Consider the following 22,302-nt stretch of genomic DNA (forward strand, 5'->3'; position numbering starts at 1 on the left):
AATGAGGCCGGGGCATCCGAGGGTCGTCCTGATCATGGGTGTCTCCGGCTCCGGAAAAACCACCATAGCCCGCCTCCTCGCCTCACGGCTTGGGGGCGTTTTTTTCGATGCGGACGATTTCCATCCGCCCGGGAACATCGCGAAGATGGCGGCGGGGATCCCGCTCGATGATGCCGACCGCCTCCCATGGTTGATCAGGCTTCGAGACGAGGTGATCGCACCCGCCCCGCCGGATCGCGTTACGGTTCTCGCCTGCTCCGCGCTCAAGCGCTCTTACCGGGAAACCCTCGGCCAAGACCTGGCCACGGTTTTCCTCCATGGGGACGAAGCCACCCTTATCGGTCGCCTCGCCGCCCGTCCCGGCCATTTCATGCGCCCGGACATGCTCGCCGGCCAGCTCGCCGCCCTTGAACCGCCGGACGAATCCGAGGCGCTCCGTTTCCCCGCAACACTCACCCCGGAGGAAATCACCGACGGCATCGTCCGAGCCTTCTTCCTTGAGGTTTAGAGTTTAAAAATCTAGGGTTTCTCCCGTGCTCCTCGACGTAAAGAACCTCACCACCCGCTTCCACACCCGCAACGGCGTCGTCCATGCCGTCGAGGACGTATCCTTCTCCGTGGACAAAGGGCAGACGCTGGGCATCGTCGGCGAGTCCGGCTCCGGGAAATCCGTCACCTGCTACTCCCTTCTCGGCCTCATCCCCATCCCTCCCGGCCGGATCGAGAAAGGCAGCGCCGTTTTCGATGGGATCGACCTCCTCAAGGCTCCGGAAAAACAGCTCCAAAAAATCCGGGGCAAGCGCATCTCGATGATCTTCCAGGATCCCATGACCTCCCTGAACCCCTTCATGCGGGTGCGCGACCAACTCACGGAACCTCTCGAACTGCACGAAAACATCCGGGGCAAAGCCGCCATCACCCGCGCGATCGATGCCCTTGCCGAAGTCGGCATCCCCGATCCCGAGAAACGCATCAACTCCTACCCCCATGAGTTTTCCGGGGGAATGAGACAGCGTGTCATGATCGCCATGGCGCTCATCACGAAACCCGAGCTCCTCATCTGCGACGAGCCCACCACCGCCCTCGACGTAACCGTCCAGAAACAGGTTCTCGATCTCATCCGCGACCGCCAGCGCGACCTCGGCACGGCGGTCATTTTCATCACCCACGATCTCGCGGTCGTCTCCGGTGTGTGTGACACGATCAACGTCATGTATGCCGGCCGCATCGTGGAAAGCGCCAAACGTGCCGATCTTTTCAGCAATCCGCTCCACGCCTACACAAGATCCCTGCTGAAATCCATACCTTCCGCCCAGCCCAAGGGACAGCCGCTCATCACCATCCCCGGCCTGCCGCCCAACCTCACCAGCCCCCCGCAAGGCTGCGCCTTCCAGCCGCGCAATCTCCTCGGGGATGCCAAACTCTGCGTCACCGATCACCCGCCCCAGCTCCGCGAAATCAAGCCAGGCCACTTCGCACAAAACTGTCCGGGCTGCCTCGCGAGCGCCTGAAAGGCCTTCGATGCCTACGCCAACCACCCTCCTTCAGGAAATCCGGGCGTGACACGGCCTCAAAAGCCATGCATCGTTTGGCAAGCTCAATTTCACCTCATCCCATGGAACATCCCCTTCAACGCATCGGCAACAATCTCTCCGCCAATCCCGAGCTCGGCAAGCTGACCCGGCGCGGCTTCGTCCTGGCAACCGCCGCCCTCACAAGCTGCAAGGCGGCCCCCGCCCTCGCCAGCTCCGGCGGACCGGTAAAAACCACACCGAACACCGGCTACCGCACCCCTTCCGTCGGCGGCCCGGTGCCGCGCAACAACGTCGGCAGCCTTTCCAGCGATTTCTCCAAAGGTGCCGGAGTCACCTTTTCCCGCGTGCTGGTTTCAGGGAACTACATCGCCATCACCTTCGATGACGGCCCGCACCCGCAGAACACCCCGCGTTTGCTCGACATGCTCGCGCAGCGCAACATCAAGGCAACCTTCTACGTGATCGGGCGCAGCGTGGACCTGCACCCCGGAGTGCTCCGCAGAACCGTCGCGGAAGGCCACGAGATCGGCAACCACTCCCATACCCACCGCCTGCTCTCCAAGCTCGGGGATTCCGAACTGCGCCAGGAAATGCAGCGCTGCCAGGATGCCATCGGCCGCGCCGCCGGTGTCCGGCCCCGCACCATGCGCCCGCCCTACGGCGGCCTGCTCCAACGCCAGCGCGAGCTTGTCCACTCCGAATTCGGCTACCCCACCGTCCTATGGTCCGTCGATCCGCTCGATTGGAAACGCCCCGGCCCTTCCGTGGTCACCAGCCGCATACTTTCCTCTACGACGGCGGGAGGCATCGTCCTCGCCCATGACCTGCACTCGCAGACGGTGGATGCCATGCCCGCCACACTGGACGGCCTCCTCAAGCGGGGCTTCAGCTTTGTCACGGTCTCCCAGCTCATCGCAATGAAAACCGAAGCGCCGACCGCGCAGGCTTCCATCACTCCCGCCCCTTGAGCGAACCGCATCCCCCCCCAGAAAGTGAGCCAGCTCAATCTCGGCGAGCGCTACTTTGCCACCCGCGAGCGCATTTCGCAGGTCATCAGTGGCATAACTGAGCTTGCCGAGGACACCTCCACGGATCTCGGTGACGCCCTTGCCGCCGAAAGCCTGGAAAAGGATCTCGGCGTACCCTTCCTTTTCGTCGTCTGCGGGGAGGTCAACGCCGGGAAATCCTCCCTCATCAACGGCCTCTTCGGCCGGGAACTATGCAAGGTGAACATCCTGCCGGAAACGGACAGGGTGATCTGGTATCGCTACGGCGCACCGCCGCGCGATCTGGCGACCACCCCCTCGCTGGAGGAGCGATACCGCCCCATCGAGTTCCTCAGGGACTTCAACCTCGTGGACACGCCCGGAACGAATTCCATCGTCAAGGGGCACCAGGAAATCACCGAACGCTTCCTGCCCGTAGCAGACCTCATCCTCTTCGTGTTCCCCGTAACCAACCCCTGGGGCGGAGCCACCTGGAACCTGATCTCAGGCCTCCCGAAGGAATGCCATCCCAGGATTGCCTTCGTGATCCAGCAGGCGGACCAGCGCGAGTCGGCGGACATCAAGGTCATCATGGAGCACATGACAAACCTTTCCGTCCAACGGATCGGGATCGTCCCGCAGATTTTCCCGGTGTCCGGGAAAATGGCTTTTGAGGCCAAGCGGGCGGGCGCATTCGCCGAGCGCGATTATGAGAAAAGCGGCTTCCCGGCGCTCGAGGCATACATCAGCCGCCGCGTTTGCGACTCCCCGGAGCGCCGTGCAACCCTCCACACCTGGAGCAACAATGCGTCCAACGCACTCCGCAAGATCGAGGATCGCATCGAAGACCTGACCCATGTCCTCAGCGACCAGAGCCGCTTCCTCTCGGGCATCGAGGATGAGATCGATGCCATGCGCGAAAGGCTGGTCAGCCGCCTGCCTCGCCACCTCGCCGGTGTGGCCGAGGTGTTCGAGAGCGAGGCCGTTTGGGTCACCCGCTCCCTGAGGAAATGGCTCGGTGTCACCCGCTCCGTGTTCCGCATCTTCGTGGGCGACAGGACGGGTAGCGATACGGAAGCCCTGTTCATCGAGCGGCTGCGCCTCGCCGTGGAGTCCGTTGCGGCATCCGACGGCGCGGATGTCGTCGCAGCCTGCCGCAGCCACTGGCAGGAACTAGGCACCCGCGTTAAGGAGGCGATAGGCACGGATGTCGATGAACAGGAGCCCATCGCCGAAAAGCTCGAACAGGCGCGCTCTCGTTTCGTGCAGCGGATAGGCCGCGCGGCACACCAGGGCATTGGCAACCTGCATGTCCGCAAGGCGCTTGAGCGCGAGCTGCGCCGCCGCAACCTTGCGCTGAAATCATTCACCGCCACCACCCTCCTCTTCCTCAGCCTCGGAGCCCTCTGCGGGATCTTCGGCTTCGCATGGCTGCCGTGGCTCTTTTGCGGCATCGCGCTGGTATTCATGGTCGGCGGCACTGCCATCGCACTCATCACCCGTTGGAAAATCTCCAAGGACTTTCAGGACTCCCTGCTCGATACCTGCGGTACCTTCGCGGATACGCTGCGCACCGATTACGAGGAAGCGCTCCGCATCTTCTTTCAGGACTACACCACCTGCCTGAACTCCATCCGCAAGCACCTCGCCCGCCAGAAACTCGCCATCGAGCCGAAACTCGGCCGCTGGCATGAGCTTTTCCTGACCCTGAAATCCATCGAGCAGGACTCCTGAAGGAACAAGCGCCGACCTGGGCGCGGGGGAAATACGCGCTTGCAAATCTTTCGGTTTGAATGACTATCCATGTCGATTTAATGGCTAGGGAAATCAGTTGCGAGCGCATCCGCCCGACCCCGCAAGGGAAGCGGGATCCGGTCTCGCGCCTGCGCTCCGTGCCCCACCGCCAGCCATTCGTGAGGGCGGTCATCATTTCCGCGATGCACTACATGGGGATCATCGCCGCCGCCACCACACTCACTGTTTACCTCTTCCAGCCAAGCCCTCTCGCCACCAAGGTGCTCGTCGCCACCCTCGGATACACGGCAGCCACCTGGCTGGTGGCTTTTTTCAAGAGGCGCAACACCCATTGCCCGCTTTGCAAGGGGACCCCTCTCATCAATAGCGGCGCCCTGCCGCACAAGAAGGCGTTCCGCCTCTATCCTTTCAACCAGGGCGTGAGCGCAACCCTCTCCATCATCGCCACCCAGAAGTTCCGCTGCATGTATTGCGGCACGGGCTTCGACATACTCAAGGAACCTTCCCACCTGCGCGGCAAGGAAGCCCAGGGCTACAGCTACGAGAACACCTACTCGGCGGACGAGAAACCCTGAAAGTCAGCCCTGTTCCGGCGTCACCCGGTGCCTGTGCACCCATACGCTCTGCACCAGTCCGAGCAGGAACATGCAGATCACCACGAAAGTCCCCGAGTAGCTCACGAGCGGCAGCGGGATCCCGGTGATCGGCATAAGCAGGACGCACATCCCGATGTTTTCGTAGATGTGCGCGAACAACAGGGCGACGACCATGCAGACGATCAGCCTCCCGGACACATCCCGGCTGTAGAAACCGATGAAAAGCCCCTGCACCAGCAGGAGCACGAAGGCACCCAGCAGCAGCAGCATCCCCCGGAAACCCAGCTCCTCCGCGATCACCGCAACAATGAAATCGTTATGCGCCGTGAGGTGGGGGATGAACCTCTTGTCGTGGAGGGAGCCCTTGTCCGAAGTCGCCTTCCAGCCGACCCCTTTCCAGCCCGCCTTGCCCACGGCCATGGAAACGTTGTGCGGGGCGTATCCGTCGCCCTTGATGTCCACTTGCTGCCCCTGCATCATGCGCAGCCAGAGATCGATGCGGTCTGGCCCGCGCTCTGAAACGAGGGGCAGGACCACGAAATAGAGGATGGGAAGCGCGCCTGCGGATACCAGGCCGATGAAGCTCAGGAAGCGGAAAGGAATCCCCGCCACCACCAGGGAAACGATCACCACCGGGATCCACACCAGCGCGGAGCCCATGTCCCCCATCTTCATCACCATCAGGAAGGGGACGGCGGATACCACGCCGATGATGCCGATGCGTATGAAAGGGTCGCCGAGGATCCGGTGCAGCTTGGGCAGGTCCTGCATCAGCCAGGCGATCATGATGATGCCCGATGTCACACCGAGCTGGGCGGGCTGGAAGCTGAGCCCGGCGATCACGAGGCGGTGCACCTCATCGTCCTTCTGCATCGCCATCACCATCAGCCCGAGGCTCACCGCATAGAGCGGGATGCCGAGCCAGCGTATCCACTTGTAGTCGATGAGCGCCGCCACGAAATACGCCACGCTGCCCACCACGATCCACATCTTCTGCTGGGAGGCGTAGTAGAGCCCGGCAGAGCCGAACTCCTTCATTTTTTCCGGACTGATCGGCAGGTGCCGCGCCGCGCTCTCGATCATGAACACACCGAATATGAGCAGCGCGTACATCACGAACACGAGCACCCAGTTCAGCCCGAGTATTTTCCGTAAAAATGGCGTCATCTCCCCCTAAGGCGGCAACCATATCCACACGCCCCGCCTTGGCAAGCAGGCATCCCCGCCCCCGGCGAAGATATTCCGCTCCAAGGCAGGCAAGGGATCAGCTCATCGCCCCTTTGCCGCGGGATCCGGCCAATCGGGGTGCGGGGAGCGGGCGGCGTTCATCATGGAGATGGCCTTGGCGACGAGATCCGGGTGCTTCGCAGCGAGATCGTCCGACTCGGCAAGGTCATCGGCAAGGTTGTAGAGCTCTACGGCCCCCCCGCGCTTGGGCCGGACGGCTTTCCAATCGCCGAAGCGGATCGCCTGGATGCTCTTGCTCCCGTCCTTGCCCTCGTGGAGTTCCCAGTAGAAGTGTTCGCGGGCGGGAGCCGGCCCTCCCTTGAGGAAGGTGGCGAGGGAATGGCCGTCGGGGCGGAAGCCATCGGGGATCTCCGCGCCGCCCAGCTCGGCGAAGGTCGGCAAGAGATCCCAGAAGGCCCATGGCTCATCGGTGACGCGCCCGGAGGGGATCGTTCCAGGCCACCAGGCGAAGGAGGCCTGCCGCAGGGCTCCCTCGTACATCCCGCGCTTGAAGCCGCGCAGCTTGCCTCCCATGGCCTGGTCGAAGCGTTTCCCGAGCGCTGAATCCGGAGGGAAGGACGAGCCGTTGTCCCCGGAAAAGACGATGAGTGTGTCCTTTGCGATGCCCTTTTCCTCAAGCAGGGCGACGAGTGCGCCGACATCGGAATCGAGACGCGAAACCATCGCCGCATAATTCTTCTCCTGCTCGCTCCAGGGCTTGTCCGCGTAGATTCCCTGGTCATCGATTTCGTAGCGCCCGTGCGGCAGGGTGATGGCGTAGAAGAGGAAAAAGGGCTCCTCTGAGTTTGCGCCTACCCATTTCAGCACATCGCGCTGGATCAACTCCTGGGCATATGCCTTTTTTTGCCCGTTGGCGTTTTCCGGGATTTCGAAGCGCTTGTCTCCATCGTAGAGGTAGGTGGGAAAATAGCTATGGGCGTGGCGCTGGCAGTTGTAGCCGTAGAAGTGGTCGATGCCGTTCTTGAAAGGGCTGCCGGTGGTGTCGAACATGCCCATGCCCCACTTGCCCATCGTGGCGGTCTGGTATCCGGCGGACTTGAGGATCTTAGCGACGGTGACGGTATCCGCCGGAAGCGGGCGCTGGCCTTCCGGTTTCGCCTCGCGGTTGGCGCGTGTGGGGCAATGCCCCATGTGCAGGCCGGTGAAAAAGGAGGAGCGCGCGGGTGCGCAGACGCTGGTGCCGGTGTAGGCGGAGGTGTAGCGGGTGCCCTCGTTGCAGAGCCGGTCCAGGTTCGGCGTCTTGATGAGCTTCTGCCCATAGACGCCCAGATCGCCCATCGAAATGTCATCGGAGAGGATGAAAATCAGGTTGGGCTTCCGTTTCTCCGCAGCATACGCCAGCCCATACAGGCAGAGGACGGAAATGGTGAGGGCTTGAATGAGTTTCCCCGTGGATCGTTTCATGCTCACGAAACTCCGGGAACCGTCCCTACTTGTCCAGCCGCGAGATGGACTTCCAGGCGGCGATGGATGCCTTGAGGTTCGCCCTCTTATCCCCCTTGAGGGCGTGACACTGCAAGGCGACAGGGCCCTTGAAATCCGATTTCCGCAGGACAGCCAGAAGCCTTTGCATGGGGAAATCCCCCTCCCCCAGCGGGCGGATCAGGGCGACCCAGTCCTTGCCCCCCTCGTCCGCACCGTTGACGCTGACAGCGAAAAGCTTGGCGCCCACGGCAGTGATGGTTTTCTCAAGATCCGCAGGATCCTCGTTTTTCAGGAAATGACAAAGGTTGAACATCACACCAAGCCGGGGATGATCGACCTTGGAAACCATTTCCATCGCCTGCGGCATGGTGGCGATAGCGAAGCCGTGGTGCGGGTAGAGCGCGACTTTCATATCCAGGGTTTCGGCGAGAGCGCAGATACCCCCGATGCGGGCGGGGGTATCCGGGGTGATTTTCCTGACAGTGAGCTCGATCAACGCACCCTTTCCCGCCAGCGGGCGGAGACCTGCCGCATCGAGATCCTTGCCATCGACATCTCGGTAAACGCTAAGGACCCTGATCCCTTCCTTTTCATAGGCAGCTACCTTTCCCGCAAGAACATCGCCTCCCCCATGGATCTGGCTGACACCGGCATAGCCCGATTTCCTAACAAAGGCCGCCTCTTCCCCATCGGCCCCGAAGCCGAGCCCGTTCTCAAACACGTAAAGTGCGGGCGGCTCCGCCCAGGCGCAAACCGAGACAGTGAAAATCAGGGCGGCAATCCGCTGGCGCAGGCTCATGCGGGTGAGCATCGCGCATGAACCGTACCAGATTGAAGCACAATCGGCGGGTGCCGACGATCCCTCATTTAATGGTTTGGAATTCGAAATTCGTTGCTTAGGGTTTGGGTCCCATGCGCACCGCCGTCTATGCAGGCTCCTTCGATCCGCCGACCAACGGCCATCTCTGGATGGTCGAGCGCGGCCTCCAGATGTTTGACCGGCTCATCGTCGCGATCGGCAGCAATCCCGCGAAATCCTATTCCTATTCGCTCGGTGAGCGCCTTGAAATGCTCCGTGCCTCCGTCCCGGAAAGCGGGCGACTGGAGGTCGCCCATTTCGACAACCGCTACCTCGTCGATTATGCGAAGAAGATGGATGCCGCCTACATCCTTCGAGGCATACGCTCTCCCAACGACTACGAATACGAGCGTGTGATGCGCCATATCAATGCCGACATGGCGCCCGAGATCACCACGGTATTCCTGATGCCGCCGCGCGATATCGCGGAGCTTTCCTCCAGCATGATCAAGTCCCTCACCGGCCCGGATGGCTGGGAGGAAACGGTCAGGCGCTACGTCCCTCCGCAGGTCTTCGATGTCCTCAGGCAGGGGCCGAAGCCCGTTTCCTGACCGGACGGGGCATGCCATCGGGATTGTATTGCCCGGCGGGATCCATCCCGCTAGCCTCCGCAGCATGAAACGCAGCCTGCTTGCCTTGGCCATCCTCTCCCAGCCGCTCACCGCCGAAAAGCCGCCCATCGCAGGAGCCGATGAGAACACGCCGTCCCAGGCGCACTATTTTTCCTGGATAGACAACACCAACGAGGGAACCACCACGGCGCAGACCGAGGCCAACATGGCTTTCTTCCAGTGGCTCAAAGACGAATACGGGATGCGACTCGACATCTACGCCTTCGATGCCGGTGCGATCGACGCGCCTAACTACTACGGAAAAACCGAAACCCGGAAATTCAAGTCGCAGTTCCCCGACGGATTCGCCCCGCTTGCGGAAAAAGCCAAGGGCTTCGGAGGCCGCCTCGGCGTCTGGCTCGGGCCGGACGGATTCGGAGACACCAGGCAGGAGGAGGATGCCCGCATTGAGCTGCTGACCTCGCTATGCCGGGATCACAACTTCCATCTTTTCAAAATGGACGCCGTCTGCGGCCAGCTGCGCGATGAGAAGCAGGACGCCTTCATCCGCCTCATGGAATCCTGCCGCAAGCACAGCCCGGATCTCATCCTGCTCAACCACCGTCTCAACCTCGGCAAGGCGGAACCCCACGCCACGACTTTCCTCTGGGAGGGCGCGGAGACATACATCGATGTCCACATGGTCAACAACAAGACCGCCACCCACAACCGCGCCCAGGCGATCTCACGCGGCCTGCCGCCGGAGCTGAAGCGCCTTAGCGAAGACCATGGTGTCTGCCTTTCCTCATGCCTCGATTACTGGCAGGACGACCTGATCCTCCAGGCCTTCAACCGCTCCATGATCCTAGCCCCGCAGCTCTACGGCAGCCCCTGGTTTCTGCGTGATGACGAATTCCCGCAGCTCGCCCGCATTTTCAACCTCCACCGCCGCTACCGCCACATCCTCACCAAGGGCATCGTCCTTCCGGAGGAAAGCTATGGCCCGAACGCGGTCTCGCGGGGCGACGGAAAAACCCGGCTGATCACCCTCCGCAACCTCACCTGGGAGCCTGTGACACACGACATCGACCTCGATGAAAGCATCGGCCTCGAAAGCGAGGGAGGCCGCGAGGTGCGCCTGCTCCATCCCTACGAGGAAATCCTCGGCAAAGACCTACCCGTCGGCGCACCCATCGGCATAACCATCCATCCCTTCCGCTCCGTGCTCGTGCTGGTAACCACGGAGGGCTGCGATGAACCTTCGCTCGATGGTGGGCCGTACCGGGTCGTTCGGAACGTCGATGGCCAGGACATCGAGATCGACAGGCTTACGCCCATCGCCCTGAGGCAGCCATGGCACCGCAAGCTCGGGGATTTGGAAAAAACAGGGCTGCCGGCGGATTGGGTCGGCTTCTATGAGGCCACCTGCTACGCGGCAGACAACAACGCCCTGGAAATGCGCAGCTTGGAACGCTCCGGACCCACTGCCATCCCGGCGGTGAAAAACGCCCGCGACGCCTTCCTTGGCCAGGCTCTCATCAAGACCCGCGCCCTTTCCGACCAATTCATGTTCGATGGCGATCCCACCACGGTTTTCGATTTCATGGGCGTGGGCAAAGACCGCCGCATCGAGGCTGGCTGCCTGCGCATCGACCTCGGATCGCCGCAGGAGTTCGATGTCTTCAGGATATCCACCCAGGCACCGGACCGCACCTTGATCTGGAATGCCGAGAATGGCGCGGAATTCAGCGAGGATCTCGTGACATGGGTTCCCTCCGAGGAAATGATTCAGGACGGTCCGGCGCTCAACGCCTATCCGCCCGCCGGCAAGTGGCGCTACTTCCGGATGAGGCAGGCGCCGGACCGCATTGCGGAGGTCGAGGCGTTCAAGGCGGGCTTGCCCCTGTCCCGTGACGGCTGGCGCGGCAGCAACCTCTTCGCCCATCCCGCCGCCGTCCCTGCGGTGGCAGCCTGGTCGGCCAAGGTGAAGGCCGATGAGATCACCCCGACATCTTACCTCTGCGTGGCGGTCGAGGGAAAACATGGCAAGGAAGGCTGCTACGCCGCCCTGCGCATGGACGGGAAGTTGATCGGTGCGCCTGATCGCGCCGTTTCCTACCCCATCAACCCATGGGAATACCCCACCCGCTCCCCGGAAACGGGCTACACCTACTACTTTCCGCTCGATGAAAGCATGGTGGGCAAGGAACTGGAAGTCGTCCTGCTAGGAATGAAGGGCGGCGGCACGGATCTACAGCCATCGGTCTGGATCACCGCCCGCGACCTTCCCTTCACCGTAGAGCGGGTGAAGATCCCGCGCTAGGGGATGCCGTGACGCCGATTGGCGGGGGTGCGGAATGTCTGGGAACAGCAAGGGTCACTCCCCGATCCTGAATTTCATCTCGTCGCTGTTCGCACGCAGCTCCGGCGCATACATCGCCTCGGCACGGGTCGGCAGGGCGCTGAATTTCCCGGGGATCTCGGCGCGGAGGCGGTAGCTGAGGTTGTGGCGACCGCGGGGCAGGTTCTGCACAAACAGGGAAACCTTCTCGTCCCGCAGTTCCATGTAGGCGCCGAGGCCGTTCGGGTTGTAACCGCTTTGCACGTCAACCGCTTCCATTCCCGCGGCCTTCCAATCCTCGAAGAGCAGGTATTCGTAGTCGTTCTTGCTGTCGATGCCGAGCTCGACCTCGATGAGGTCGCCGCTCTTGATCTCGTCACCGGATTTCAACTCCACGCGCTTCATCCTCGAGCGTTTCTGGTCGATGGCCTGGCCTTGTGAATCGACGGCGTCGATCACCTTGTTGTCGGGGACGAGCTTGTAGTAAGTCCTTTCCACCTTCACTTCGAGGCCGGCTTTCGTGATGAAATCCTCCAACGTGAAATACTCGACGTATGCGTTCGAGTAGAGCGGGCCTTTGCCTTTCTTGCGCAGTTCAACGGTATGCTTGCCGGTGCCGAGGATGTCGCCTGCGACGATCACCGTGCTATCGAAGGTGAAGAGGTTCTCCTTGGTGATCTCAACGGTCTTCAGAACCTTCCCATCCAACAGAACTTCGACGGTGAGTTTCGGATCGCCCTCACCGCTGGCTTTGAGGTAATCGCCGATGGCTTCCAGGCAGTAGGCGGTGTCGCGCGTCGAGTTCCAGTAGGTCGCGTGGCTACGGTTGTTGATGAGATATTTCACAAGGCCGCGTGCATCCGGGCTCTCCGGCTCGGCGGCGGCGAGCAGTTTCAGGAACCAGGCCTGCGCCTCGAATTCGCTGCCATACCAATACCACCAGTAACCGCCATTCCCCAGGTCGAGGTAAGCCGTCTGGTTCTCCTCGTCGCGCTTGAGGAACTGGCGGATGTTGCGGATCACATCGTCGCGTTTCTCGATATCCTTGGTGCGATGGAGTTCCAGCCCGAGCAATGCCTTCGCATAGACCGGCAGGTCGTTCTTGTCCCGGAAAAGGAAGCCCTCCATCTGCTTGTTGTCCTTGCCGCCCTCGCCGAGCACGCGACGGACGAGCGCATCCATGGAATCGGCTTTCTGCTTGGTGTTCTTGTCGCGCTTCTTCCAATTGGCGATCTTGTCCGCTTCGGTTTCCTCATGCTTCGCGAGCCATGCAAGGCCGCGCTCGATCATGTCGGCCGGGATCTTCGCTCCGCTGTCGCGGGCGAGGATCAGGCCGTGCAACACAACCGCTGTTGTATGTGGATAGGATTGGCTCTCGAAGGCGGAGAACCAACCCCAACCGCCGTCGGGGTTCTGCTGGTCGCGCAGTTTCGCGATCCCCGCCCGCTCCATCTTCGCAACCTCCGCCTCATCCCAAACCGGATTCCAGTTCGGGTTCTTCGGCTGCCAATCCTTCGCGCGCTCCTTGGGATCACCGATCTTCTGCGGGTTGAGCTGCGAACGCTTGTCCTTGATCGCCGCGAGCTCGTGGCCGAGATCCTTGAGGATATGGTGAACCACCGTGGTCGGAACGAAGCGGTTCAACGTCTGCTCGGTGCAGCCATACGGATAACTCGCAAGGTAAGGCAGCGCATCGACCATCGCGCTGGCCACGCTCGGCGAGTAGTTGAGCGTCAGCTTCGTTTCGGAAGGGCGTCTCTCCTGTGGCAGGGTGAATTCGATCACCGCCTTGTCTCCCTCCGGCGCGATCGCACGGCTGTAGGATTCCGTCTTCACCATGCCGTGGACATAAACGGGGAATTTCATCTCCATCGCATCCGAGTCGTCGGAGGCGATGGCCTTCATGCGTATGGTCACCTCGCCTTCGGAAACGGCTTTCGCGATCCAGTCGATGCGGGTCTCGCCCTGAGACGGAATCACCGCCCGGCGTTCCATGTCGCCGGTGCTTTCGAGGTTCTTGCCGTCGAGTTCCAGGCTCACGGTCACGTCCTTCGCCTCCTTGTGATAGTTGTGGACGACGGCACTCAGAGTCACCTCATCCTTCTCCACGAAGAAACGCGGTGCCTGCAGGCGGATGATGAGATCCTTGCTGGTCACGATCTCCGCCGATCCCTCGCCGACCCGTGTCCCCTTGCCCATCGCCCAGGTCTTGATTTTCCAGGTCGTCAGGTTGTCCGGCATCTCCATCTCGATGGTCGCTTCGCCCTTTTCGTTGGTTTCCACGGAGCCGACCCATTTGAGCAGGTCGGCGAACTCGGAGCGCACCATTACCTGAGGAGCCGCTTGCCCGCCATTCGACCCGCCGCCAACCTGATGCGACATTCCCTCGGCTGAGTCCATCGCCATGGCGGCTTTCGCCATCGGCGCACCAGGCATCACTGTGTCCGTAGCAAAATTCGATTCGAACAACATTTCCTCACGCATACCTCCGAATCCACCACCGTCGCCGGACCTCATTTTCCCCCTGCTCAGGAATCGCCTGTTCGCATGTATCCCGCCAAACATCCCAAGTTGCTGCATGAAGGTGGTATTCGGCATCTGCATGTGGTTTCCAGAAAGGCTCTGGGAATCCTCCACACCAGGGCCGTAGTGGTGGCGCTTCCAATCCCAGAAAAACGGCACGATCTCACCCACGTTCGACCCGCCGGAAATATACTCCAGGCTCTTGTCGTAAATGCTGATTGCCGCCGAGCCTTTGTAGGGTTTTCCCTCGGAGTCGGTGATCTTGATCGTCAGCGAGGTTTTCTCGCGCGGCTTGAGCCTGTCCTTTGCGGGGATCACCTCCACTCCGAGCTTACGCTTTTCGGGCGGCAGCACGATCTCACGGGTCACCGTGTGCACCTCGCCGTTCGCGACGGTCACACCGTCGATGAAAAAGTTGGGCATGTCGCCGAGCGCAACGGGGATCTCGACCACCTGGGACTTGCCCTTGATGCGGATGATTCTCGTCTCCTCCTCCTTGCCTTGGTTGGCGCGGATGAACAGCCAGACGCGGGACTTCCGCTTGTTCACGTTCACCAGCAGTTTCACCGTATCACCGGGTCTGTATTCCTTCTTGTCCGGGATCAGTTCGAGGTCGTTGTAGCGGAAATCGCCCGCACCATCCGCGCCGCTCACCGAGAACACCGTCGCGCCCTCGCGTTTGCGGCCTTTCGTATCCGTGAACTCCACCGCGATCCGGTATTGTCCTGGCTCAGAGGCCTCGAAAACCCAGTTTCCGCCCTCAGGCTTCCAGCTCGCCACCTCTTTCTCTGTAATCTTACCTTCCTCATCGACGCTGGATCTGTAGAGGATCGCCTTCGCTTCGCCCTCGACGGTTTTCCCATCGAGCGTGCGCGCCGCGAAGCTACCTGTCACCTTGTCGCCTGCCCGGGCATAACCACGGTCCAGCCAGACGGTGACATCATAGGGCTCCCTCGCAGCGAGCACGGAGCCGTTCCCCACGATGGTCCGCCGTGAGGCATCCACCACCTCGGCGGTGATCGTGTATTTGTGATCCTGATCGCCGTGAACAAGCTTCGCGATCGAACTATCGATCTTCACATTCACCTTCCCGTCGGCGCCGATCGGATAAGCCTGCTCAAGCACAAGTTCCGGGGCACCCATGCGGCCGCGATCACCCCACCATGGGGCGGGCGGGCGTATGCAGCCCCATACCCCCCAGCCCGGATACCACGGGTATTCGCCGTAACACCACCAATAGCCCGGTCCGTAGAGCCAGTCCCACGGCCCGTCGGGGAACCAGCGGTCGTTGTAGAAATTGCGCTCCACCTTGATCTTCACCGTCGCCTCTGTGACAGGGGCGCCGTGGTAGTAGTTTGCGGAAACGGTCGCCTCAAAAGACTCGCCGAGTGCGACGGGTTCCGAAGGAGCGTCCACCTTCACCTCGAACTCAGGCTTCTTGTATTCCTCAACACGGAAACTGAAACCCGTGTTCGGAACCTCCCCCCTGACTGTGACCATGTAATTTCCCAGCGCCGCCTCTTCCTTGAGATCGAAGTCGAAGGTGATCCCGCCATATTCATCGGCGATGAGACCGTCCTTTTTGAAAACCTCCTCGTTCCTGGCATCACGCACCTCAATAGTTGCCGACTTCCCGGCGAATGCCGACTCCTCCCCGAGATCATACCGCGCCTCCCCGGCCCACAGTTTCACGTGAACCGCCTGCCCCGGGCGATACACCGGCCTGTCGGTGATGCCGATGGTTTTCTGCGCCACGTAACGGTATTCATTGCCGTTGTTGCCACGCCAGTTGAGGTTCCTGTCCGCGAGGTATGCCCGGCGCTCGCCCGCACGGGCGATGATATGCCAACGGTCATTGTCCCAGCCCTTTTCCTCCTTCAGCACCAGCTTGCCGTCCTCGTCGGTCTTTTTGGTGAAATGATGGGTGACGATGTTGAAGCGCCTTTTGCCATCGGGCTTCTGCAGGTAGTCCGCGTGGTAACCGAAGAACTCCAGCTCACCCGCCACCGGCGCACCCGCCGCCGCATCCACAAGGTAGATCACCTCCCTGCCCGCCTCGCTGCGTTTCAGGATCACCAGATCCCTCACCCACACCACGATCCATGCGGTGTTCCCGTCCTCAAGTTCCGACTTGAGGAGATAGGCGCCAGGCGCAAGTTTCCCAAGCCCAATGTTCGCCTCCGTGTTCTCATGGCCGGCCGCCGGCTTCAGTTCCTCCGTCCACGAGCGGATCTCATCGCCGAGATACCTATCCCTGTTCTTTTCCATCAGCACCCTTCCGAGCTGGGAAAAGGATGACTTCATGTGGTCGATCTGGACCGGATTCGATTTCAGATGCTCGATGATGTCTTGCATCAGCAGTTCCTCCTTCGCCTGCGTCAGCGAAAGCTTCACGGATTTCGCGTTGCGGAAAGTCAAAGGAACTTCCACAGGCTTGGAGGCGAAATAGGTCGGGGTCGCGCCGAACTGGCTCCAGTTGCCCCGGATCTGCTTGAGCAATTTCGCCCGGCTGTCGTTGTTGCCCGCGCCGTGAAGTCGTATGACCTCATCGAGGGTCTCTGCAGCGGTGGCATACTGCTTCCGGTTCAGGAAAACCTGCACCAGCAGATCCCCCGCCTGCCACTCCGAAGAACCTTTCCCGGCTCGCATCAGCTTACGCAGCCCCGGGATGAATTGGTAGTCTTCGCGAAGCGTGAAACGCTTCACGCCGTTCGCCAGCTTCGCGATCGTCTCTTCCTCTTTCAGGGTCGATGCCTGGAGTATCCCATCGCGCTCCTTCACATCCGGCTGCGACCACCAGCCGTAGGAGGCCAGCGTGTTCACGCCGTAGTTCTGCTGGCAAAATTGCAGCCATTGCAACTCCTGCTGCGGCGCGGATTCAGGGGTGAGCCTGCCGATCTCCGCCATCAGCCAGCGCCAGCGCTCGCCGTCGGATTTCGACGCCTCCCATGATGCCGGCATATCGATGTAATCCGGTTCGCCGTCCTTAGCGACCGGAGCGCCTTCGCTGGTGATCACGTCGATTTGCTCCGTATAGTCCGGCACCGCCGTGAGATCCGTTTTCAGGGAAAGCCGCCACAGGTAGCCCCCCATGCGGTTCATGGTGAGCGCCTGGGACATGCTGATGAGCAACTGCGCCTCGGCATTGCCGCCTTTCTCCACCTGCTCCCATGCCTGCGCGTAACATTGCAGCGCCCGCAGCCTGTCCTGCTCCTGCACCTGCCTCCACTCGCCCCTACCGTCATTGCCGCGCTGGAATGCGTTGTCCACGATCTGGCCGTAGTGCTGGACACCCATATACATCTGACCGGCCGCCTGCATGAAAACCGGATTGCCCTTCTTGGAATCCGTCAGCTCATCCATAAGCTCATCAAAACCTTTGAGAGCCCCCAGCCGGTTCATCGAGTTCAGGGCTTTTTTCAGATCCTCACCGGATTCGCCGTCGTCCAACTCGCGCAACAGCTTCACCCGCAGCTCATAAGCTTCCTTCCAATTCCCTTCCTTCTCCAGCTGCTCCGCCTGTTTTCTCATTTCGGGTGCCTCCGCGGCGAAAATCGAGCCGCACATCAGTAGGGAAAGTATCAGGTTTTTCATGTCTCTACCATAGGAGACACGGGGCGGGGGGAAAGCTTAGAAATTTCCGGAAAAAAACTCATACCTTGCCCTCAAGGAAGGGCAGCAGCTCGTCCACTCCGAAATCCGCCAGGATCTCCCCCTCCCAATCCAAAGTCGGCGCCTTCGACTGCCCGGAGAGTTCCACCATCTCCGCCATCGCCTCCCTGTTCCCGGAGACCATCACCTTGCGCACAGCAATCCCCTCTTTCCCCAGATACTCCTCCACCTCCGTACACCATGGGCATCCCGCCTTCAGATAAAGCACCCTGTCGTTTTCCATGTCCCCATGATCGTGCAGAAACACAGCGGAGCAAGCCCGCAACGCAGGAATGCAAACAGGGCTCCGACAGCCGCGAATCAGCTCCCCCTTGTCCGTATCCATCTTTCGGTTCAGCAACCCTTCTTGCTCCCATCACCACCAAAACCTAGGCGATCATTGACACCTCGACCACCAAACTGCTTATTCCCACTGTGATAAATGTGATACTCACTCAGAAAAACCGGGTTCGCAATCAACACCGCCGCCATGTCGCCTAGCTGGAAATTCCGTGATGTTCCGCAAGATCACCTCAGGGGAGGGCAGTTCCTGTCACGCCCATGGCCGGATGACCTGCCGGACAAGTGCGGCGTCTGCGGCACAGTATTCCGACACGGTTTCAACCTCAGCATGGGGCCGGGGAAAATCGGGCGCATCCTGCGCAATACAGCCTACTACGGGTTCATCCCGTTTCTCTTGCTGGGCGGCTTTATCATTCCGGGACTGTTCCCGGAATTCACCAGGAACCTGCGTGGCAACCAGGGATGGTGGGTCGTCTTCGGAGGAATGTTCTTCCCGCCCATGCTGCTCGGCGCACTCTCCGTGGTGATGCCGCAATCCCGCCTCGTGCTGTGCAAGAAATGCGGATGGAGCCACGACTACAAATTACCAAAGCCGGCACCTCTGCCACCAAGCTGAACCGAATCTCCGCAATCCTTTGCCGGGAAAACCGTGCCCCCGCCACCGCTCACTCATCCAGGAATTTCCCGGGATTGAGTATCCCGTGGGGATCGAGCGTGCGCTTCATGGAGCGGTGGACGGCGAAGGATACATCCCCGAGCGCCTGCCGTATCCAAGGCTTTTTGGCGAGGCCAACACCGTGCTCGCCGGTGATCGCCCCGCCTTTTCCCAGCACCCATGTGAAGAGGATGTCCAGGGCGGCATCCGCGCGGGCGCGGACTTCGGGATCATCATAATTCTCAACCATGAGGTTCGTGTGGATGTTCCCGTCCCCCGCATGGCCAAAGCAGGCGATGGCGATGCCGGTCTCCTTCTGGAGCATCCGGGCAAACTCCACCAACTCCACCAGTTTCCCCCTCGGCACGACGATGTCCTCATTGAGCTTGGTCAGGCCGGTATCGCGCAGGGAGTAGGAGAACTCGCGGCGGAGCTGCCAGATCGCCTCGCACTCCGCATCGTCCATCGCCACCCGGATGTCGCAAGCCCCGCATCCGACGAGCAGCCTGTAGAGTTCCTCGCCCTCGGAGCGGACAGCTGCGGGGCGGCCGTCGATCTCCACGATCAAGTGCCCCTCGCCAGGGGGGAAGGTTTCCGCGCCAAGACGTTTCCTCGCCGCCTCCAGCGTGAAGGAGTCCGTGATTTCCAAGGCGGAGGGGAGGTGCCCCGCCTGCAGGATGGCCTGCACAGCCTTGGCAGCGGCGGGAAAATCGGGGAAAACCGCCGCCAGCATGACCCGGGCGGGAGGCTTGGGGATGATGCGCAGGGTGGCCTCCGTGACAACCCCCAGCATCCCTTCCGATCCTACGAAAAGCCCGATGAGGTCGAAGCCGGTCTTGTTCTTGTGCAGGCGTCCGCCGCATTTCATCACCTTCCCGTTTGCCAGCACCACCTCAAGGCCGAGCACATAATTACGGGTTACGCCGTACTTCAGGCAGCGTGGCCCGCCGGCGTTGGTGGCGATATTTCCGCCGATAGAGCACTCCTTGAGCGATGCGGGATCCGGCGGGTAGTCCCAGCCAAGGGCGCGGACCGCCTCCTGCAACTCCCCGGTGATGACCCCCGGCTGCACGACGGCAACCCCATCCTTTGGGCTGATCGCGATGATCCTGTTCATCCGCGCTGTGGAGAGGACGATGCCACCGCGCACCGGTACACAGCCGCCGACGTAGCCGATACCAGCGCCGCGTGTGGTAACCGGAATGCGGTGACGGTGGGCGAAGGCCAGCACCGTGGAAACATCCGCCGTGCTTTCCGCAAACACCACGACGTCCGGCATGTGACTTGCGAACCACTTGTCCCCCGAGTGGGCTCCCTTCACCTCATCGGTTGCGGAAACCTTTTCCTCCCCAAGCAGCGAGGTGAGGATGGCACGGAGATCAAGCCTTTCCGCTTCCGGCTGGGTCCCGTTCCCATCCCCATCCCCGGAGCCCTCCTCCGCGATCGTATCGAGCTCATCCCACACATCGTCATTGCTCAGGACATTCAGGCGGGGCCTGACCTGGAAAACGCGGCCTTTCTTGGGAGGCAATCTCATACGGCGCCTACAGCATTTCCGGAAGGCGGGCGGAGGTCAATCCCCACTATCACTGATAATACGGCCTCAGCATCAGGTAACAGACGGGGCCGGTGAGGGCGACGTAGAGCCAGATGGGGAACACCCAGCGGGCGAGTTTCCTGTGCGCCTCGAAGCGGTTCGTCCACGCTGCGATGAAAGTCAGGAGAATCGCGGGGAGACTGACCGCAGCCAGTACGATGTGAGTGATCAGGATGAAAAAATACACGTATCTTATTGCTCCGATCCCGCCGAACTTGGTCTCCACGGTGGTGAAATGATAGGCCACGTAGCAGAGGAGGAAACCTACGGACAATGCCATGGCCGCCAACATGAGTTGCTTGTGCAGGCCAATCTTGCCCCGCTTCACCGCCACAATCGCCCCAATCAGGGCCAATGACACCAATGTGTTGATCACCGCGTGGACGGGCGGGAGGAACGACATCGTCCATCCGTCCGGCAGCGGGATCTTGTAGGGCGAGCGCATCATCACCACCAGCACCAGAACCAGCGATGTCAAAACCCATGCCGCCCTCGTCAGCTTCGCCGAAAGCACCGCATCCGGCTTGCGCTTGAGCCATTCATTCCTTTCCCCGCCCGTTGCCATATCCTTGTGTCAGTTCGTCGTTTCCCCACCCTTGGCGAGCTCCGCACGGATGCGCGCGGCCATTTCGGCCTTGTCCCGCTCATACTGCCCGGGATCAAGCGCCCGGCCTTCCTCAGACCTCGCTGCGGCCAGCGACCATTTCCCGATCACATTGAAATCCCGATCCACCACCATCAGTCCGAGATCGTGCAGGAAGCGGCCGTTCGCCTCGATGTCCGCCGGATCGGTGCGCTCCCGCACGCCGAGGAACTTCAGGGTTTTCTCCATGTATTCATGCGTCGCCTTTTCCTCGCCGGCATTCAGGAACCACCAATCCTCGGTCTCCGCACCGAGAGCCTTCGCATACTCGCCAAGACGCTCCACGTTGTCCCGCTCCGGATCAACGCTGATGCAGACCATGTGGAAATCCGGATGTTCCCTGAACTCATCGTAGATGGCCCGCAGCTCCGCGCCGTTGCGCTCCGCGCAATGCGGGCAGATCGCGAAAAACTCGGCCACCACCCAGACCTTGCCGCGCAGGTCGGAAAGCCTCACGGATGCCCCCGCCTGGTTCGTCGCGACCAGATCCTTTTCGATCGGATACCATTCCTTCTCGCGCTGCTGGCCGACGTTCTGGAATGATTCCGTCTTCTGGGAGTTCGCGCGGATGTTCGGGACGATCAGGAAATTCACCAGCGATAGGATGGCCGCGCAGACAAGCGCGACTCCGCAATAGAATAGGATGATTGTGTTTCTTTTTGTCATAATGTCTGCGGGCTTGCCGCCCTCCTGGATTTGATGATGAGAAGAACGAAAAGGAGGGCGAAACCCATCCCCACATAAAGCACCGTGGCTCCGCCTTTTTGTTCGGAAATCACCTCCTCCTCGGCAAGCAGGGTGTCCGCCGTCTCACCCAACAGGGCTTCCAGTTGCTCCACATTCGTCTTCTCCGTGCCGGTCTTGACCCCTTTCTCGTCCCAGCCCTGTGCCTGCCCGAAATCAAATGTAGCCACAAACGCCGCACCCCCGCGTTTCTGCGGAATCACCGCGCGCCGAACATGCCTGTTCCTGTCGATCAGCACCAGCGAGCCATCATACACCCATTCACCGCCCTTCTCATGCGGCAACATGTTCGCCTTGAACTCGTTCTTGACGAACTTGTGGAGCGTCCGCCTGTCGTTCGTGCCAACCGACCACCTGGGCAGCTCCGCACCCAGCTCACCCGCCAGTTTTCCCAGCTCGGCCTTGAGATCCGCGGGCTTCCCCGGATCGAGCATCAGGGTCACCAGCGCGAAATCCGGCTCTTCCGCGTATCGTTCGGAAAGCCGTCTCATCACGCCGCTGGTCATTTCATCCGGCTGCGATTGCGGCAGGCATTGCACCGCGATCACCTTGCCCTTGAGGGAAAGCAGATCCGTCAGTTTCCCATCCTGACGCATGAAACTCAGATCCTTGGTCCGGGAAATCTGCGTCACGAAGCTTGGCCTGTCGTCGCTTTGACCCTCCTGCGCCCGCTTGTTGTATGCCCGCAGGATCAGAAACCCTCCCACCACCATGATCGCCACGAGGATCCACGCCGTGCGGCGCAGCTTCTTCGGATCGGGGGTGACGGGTTCTAGGGTATGGTCTGTCATCTGGCGCCGGCAAGGTAATGAATGAACGCCTCTTGTCCACCCGGAGGAAAAGAAATTCGCGCAGAAGTCGCCGTTTTCTCGGAGTGAAACTGCGAGCCA

At 61.1% G+C, this 22,302-nt stretch carries 17 protein-coding genes; 8 read left to right on the forward strand and 9 right to left on the reverse strand.

Going from position 1 to position 22,302, the window contains the following annotated elements; all coding sequences use genetic code 11:
- Position 1: 1 nt before the first annotated feature.
- The 5 genes from HZ994_05300 to HZ994_05320 all read left to right on the forward strand — a co-directional run bounded on the left by HZ994_05300 (position 2) and on the right by HZ994_05320 (position 4,851).
- Positions 2-508 (forward strand): gluconokinase, encoded by a 507-nt coding sequence (locus tag HZ994_05300; protein ID QTN31764.1) that lies wholly within the window; start codon positions 2-4, stop codon positions 506-508.
- Between the two features lie 25 nt (positions 509-533).
- Positions 534-1,511, forward strand: a complete 978-nt coding sequence (locus HZ994_05305) for an ABC transporter ATP-binding protein (GenBank protein ID QTN31765.1) — start codon at positions 534-536, stop codon at positions 1,509-1,511.
- A gap of 104 nt (positions 1,512-1,615) precedes the next feature.
- On the forward strand, positions 1,616-2,503 hold the full coding sequence (locus tag HZ994_05310; protein ID QTN31766.1) for a polysaccharide deacetylase family protein: 888 nt from the start codon (positions 1,616-1,618) through the stop codon (positions 2,501-2,503).
- Between the two features lie 24 nt (positions 2,504-2,527).
- Positions 2,528-4,255: a dynamin family protein gene (locus HZ994_05315; protein ID QTN31767.1), complete on the forward strand. Its 1,728-nt coding sequence runs from the start codon at positions 2,528-2,530 to the stop codon at positions 4,253-4,255.
- An 80-nt stretch (positions 4,256-4,335) separates the two neighbouring features.
- On the forward strand, positions 4,336-4,851 hold the full coding sequence (locus HZ994_05320; GenBank protein ID QTN31768.1) for a hypothetical protein: 516 nt from the start codon (positions 4,336-4,338) through the stop codon (positions 4,849-4,851).
- Between the two features lie 3 nt (positions 4,852-4,854).
- Here HZ994_05320 and HZ994_05325 read toward each other — a convergent pair whose 3' ends face one another.
- The 3 genes from HZ994_05325 to HZ994_05335 form a co-directional block, all read right to left on the reverse strand.
- Positions 4,855-6,039 carry an FtsW/RodA/SpoVE family cell cycle protein gene (locus HZ994_05325; protein ID QTN31769.1) on the reverse strand — a complete coding sequence of 395 codons (1,185 nt, stop codon included), beginning with the start codon at positions 6,037-6,039 and terminating at the stop codon, positions 4,855-4,857.
- Positions 6,040-6,141: 102 nt separating this feature from the next.
- Positions 6,142-7,524 (reverse strand): arylsulfatase, encoded by a 1,383-nt coding sequence (locus tag HZ994_05330; GenBank protein QTN31770.1) that lies wholly within the window; start codon positions 7,522-7,524, stop codon positions 6,142-6,144.
- Positions 7,525-7,549: 25 nt separating this feature from the next.
- Positions 7,550-8,344 carry a sugar phosphate isomerase/epimerase gene (locus tag HZ994_05335; GenBank protein ID QTN31771.1) on the reverse strand — a complete coding sequence of 265 codons (795 nt, stop codon included), beginning with the start codon at positions 8,342-8,344 and terminating at the stop codon, positions 7,550-7,552.
- A 113-nt stretch (positions 8,345-8,457) separates the two neighbouring features.
- On the opposite strand from HZ994_05335, the gene coaD reads away from it, so the two are divergent.
- Both coaD and HZ994_05345 read left to right on the forward strand, forming a co-directional pair.
- Positions 8,458-8,955: a pantetheine-phosphate adenylyltransferase gene (coaD, locus tag HZ994_05340; protein ID QTN31772.1), complete on the forward strand. Its 498-nt coding sequence runs from the start codon at positions 8,458-8,460 to the stop codon at positions 8,953-8,955.
- Between the two features lie 64 nt (positions 8,956-9,019).
- Positions 9,020-11,278, forward strand: coding sequence for a hypothetical protein (locus HZ994_05345; GenBank protein ID QTN31773.1), 2,259 nt, complete (start codon positions 9,020-9,022; stop codon positions 11,276-11,278).
- Positions 11,279-11,332: 54 nt separating this feature from the next.
- On the opposite strand, the gene HZ994_05350 is transcribed toward HZ994_05345, so the two are convergent.
- Entirely contained in the window at positions 11,333-17,413 is a 6,081-nt protein-coding gene (locus tag HZ994_05350; protein ID QTN31774.1) for an alpha-2-macroglobulin, read from the reverse strand.
- A gap of 58 nt (positions 17,414-17,471) precedes the next feature.
- The gene (locus HZ994_05355; protein QTN31775.1) at positions 17,472-17,714 is read right to left on the reverse strand and encodes a glutaredoxin family protein; all 243 of its coding nucleotides are present in this window, start codon (positions 17,712-17,714) and stop codon (positions 17,472-17,474) included.
- A 246-nt stretch (positions 17,715-17,960) separates the two neighbouring features.
- Here HZ994_05355 and HZ994_05360 point away from each other — a divergent pair, with 246 nt between their 5' ends.
- A complete protein-coding gene (locus HZ994_05360; protein ID QTN31776.1) occupies positions 17,961-18,389 on the forward strand; it encodes a hypothetical protein in 429 nt (142 codons plus the stop codon).
- A gap of 49 nt (positions 18,390-18,438) precedes the next feature.
- Here HZ994_05360 and HZ994_05365 read toward each other — a convergent pair whose 3' ends face one another.
- From HZ994_05365 to HZ994_05380, 4 genes are read right to left on the reverse strand one after another with little or no spacing between them, the layout of a single operon-like run.
- Positions 18,439-19,965: an FAD-binding protein gene (locus HZ994_05365; protein QTN31777.1), complete on the reverse strand. Its 1,527-nt coding sequence runs from the start codon at positions 19,963-19,965 to the stop codon at positions 18,439-18,441.
- A 49-nt stretch (positions 19,966-20,014) separates the two neighbouring features.
- Positions 20,015-20,590, reverse strand: a complete 576-nt coding sequence (locus tag HZ994_05370; protein QTN31778.1) for a DUF420 domain-containing protein — start codon at positions 20,588-20,590, stop codon at positions 20,015-20,017.
- A gap of 9 nt (positions 20,591-20,599) precedes the next feature.
- The gene (locus HZ994_05375) at positions 20,600-21,334 is read right to left on the reverse strand and encodes an SCO family protein (GenBank protein ID QTN31779.1); all 735 of its coding nucleotides are present in this window, start codon (positions 21,332-21,334) and stop codon (positions 20,600-20,602) included.
- Positions 21,331-22,203 carry a hypothetical protein gene (locus HZ994_05380; protein ID QTN31780.1) on the reverse strand — a complete coding sequence of 291 codons (873 nt, stop codon included), beginning with the start codon at positions 22,201-22,203 and terminating at the stop codon, positions 21,331-21,333. The genes HZ994_05375 and HZ994_05380 overlap by 4 nt, the downstream gene beginning before the upstream one ends.
- Positions 22,204-22,302: the final 99 nt, after the last annotated feature.

The sequence above is a fragment of the Akkermansiaceae bacterium genome, assembly GCA_017798145.1.
GTDB lineage: Bacteria > Verrucomicrobiota > Verrucomicrobiia > Verrucomicrobiales > Akkermansiaceae > Luteolibacter.

What these genes read in the sequence shown, in the direction of transcription:
- HZ994_05350 (QTN31774.1), bottom strand. Translation starts at nt 17,413, where the DNA reads ATGAAAAACCTGATACTTTCCCTACTGATGTGCGGCTCGATTTTCGCC.
- HZ994_05330 (QTN31770.1), bottom strand. Translation starts at nt 7,524, where the DNA reads ATGAAACGATCCACGGGGAAACTCATTCAAGCCCTCACCATTTCCGTC.
- HZ994_05300 (QTN31764.1), top strand. Translation starts at nt 2, where the DNA reads ATGAGGCCGGGGCATCCGAGGGTCGTCCTGATCATGGGTGTCTCCGGC.
- HZ994_05310 (QTN31766.1), top strand. Translation starts at nt 1,616, where the DNA reads ATGGAACATCCCCTTCAACGCATCGGCAACAATCTCTCCGCCAATCCC.
- HZ994_05380 (QTN31780.1), bottom strand. Translation starts at nt 22,203, where the DNA reads ATGACAGACCATACCCTAGAACCCGTCACCCCCGATCCGAAGAAGCTG.
- HZ994_05355 (QTN31775.1), bottom strand. Translation starts at nt 17,714, where the DNA reads ATGGAAAACGACAGGGTGCTTTATCTGAAGGCGGGATGCCCATGGTGT.
- HZ994_05375 (QTN31779.1), bottom strand. Translation starts at nt 21,334, where the DNA reads ATGACAAAAAGAAACACAATCATCCTATTCTATTGCGGAGTCGCGCTT.
- HZ994_05370 (QTN31778.1), bottom strand. Translation starts at nt 20,590, where the DNA reads ATGGCAACGGGCGGGGAAAGGAATGAATGGCTCAAGCGCAAGCCGGAT.
- HZ994_05320 (QTN31768.1), top strand. Translation starts at nt 4,336, where the DNA reads ATGGCTAGGGAAATCAGTTGCGAGCGCATCCGCCCGACCCCGCAAGGG.
- HZ994_05325 (QTN31769.1), bottom strand. Translation starts at nt 6,039, where the DNA reads ATGACGCCATTTTTACGGAAAATACTCGGGCTGAACTGGGTGCTCGTG.
- HZ994_05345 (QTN31773.1), top strand. Translation starts at nt 9,020, where the DNA reads ATGAAACGCAGCCTGCTTGCCTTGGCCATCCTCTCCCAGCCGCTCACC.
- coaD (QTN31772.1), top strand. Translation starts at nt 8,458, where the DNA reads ATGCGCACCGCCGTCTATGCAGGCTCCTTCGATCCGCCGACCAACGGC.
- HZ994_05365 (QTN31777.1), bottom strand. Translation starts at nt 19,965, where the DNA reads ATGAGATTGCCTCCCAAGAAAGGCCGCGTTTTCCAGGTCAGGCCCCGC.
- HZ994_05360 (QTN31776.1), top strand. Translation starts at nt 17,961, where the DNA reads ATGTCGCCTAGCTGGAAATTCCGTGATGTTCCGCAAGATCACCTCAGG.
- HZ994_05335 (QTN31771.1), bottom strand. Translation starts at nt 8,344, where the DNA reads ATGAGCCTGCGCCAGCGGATTGCCGCCCTGATTTTCACTGTCTCGGTT.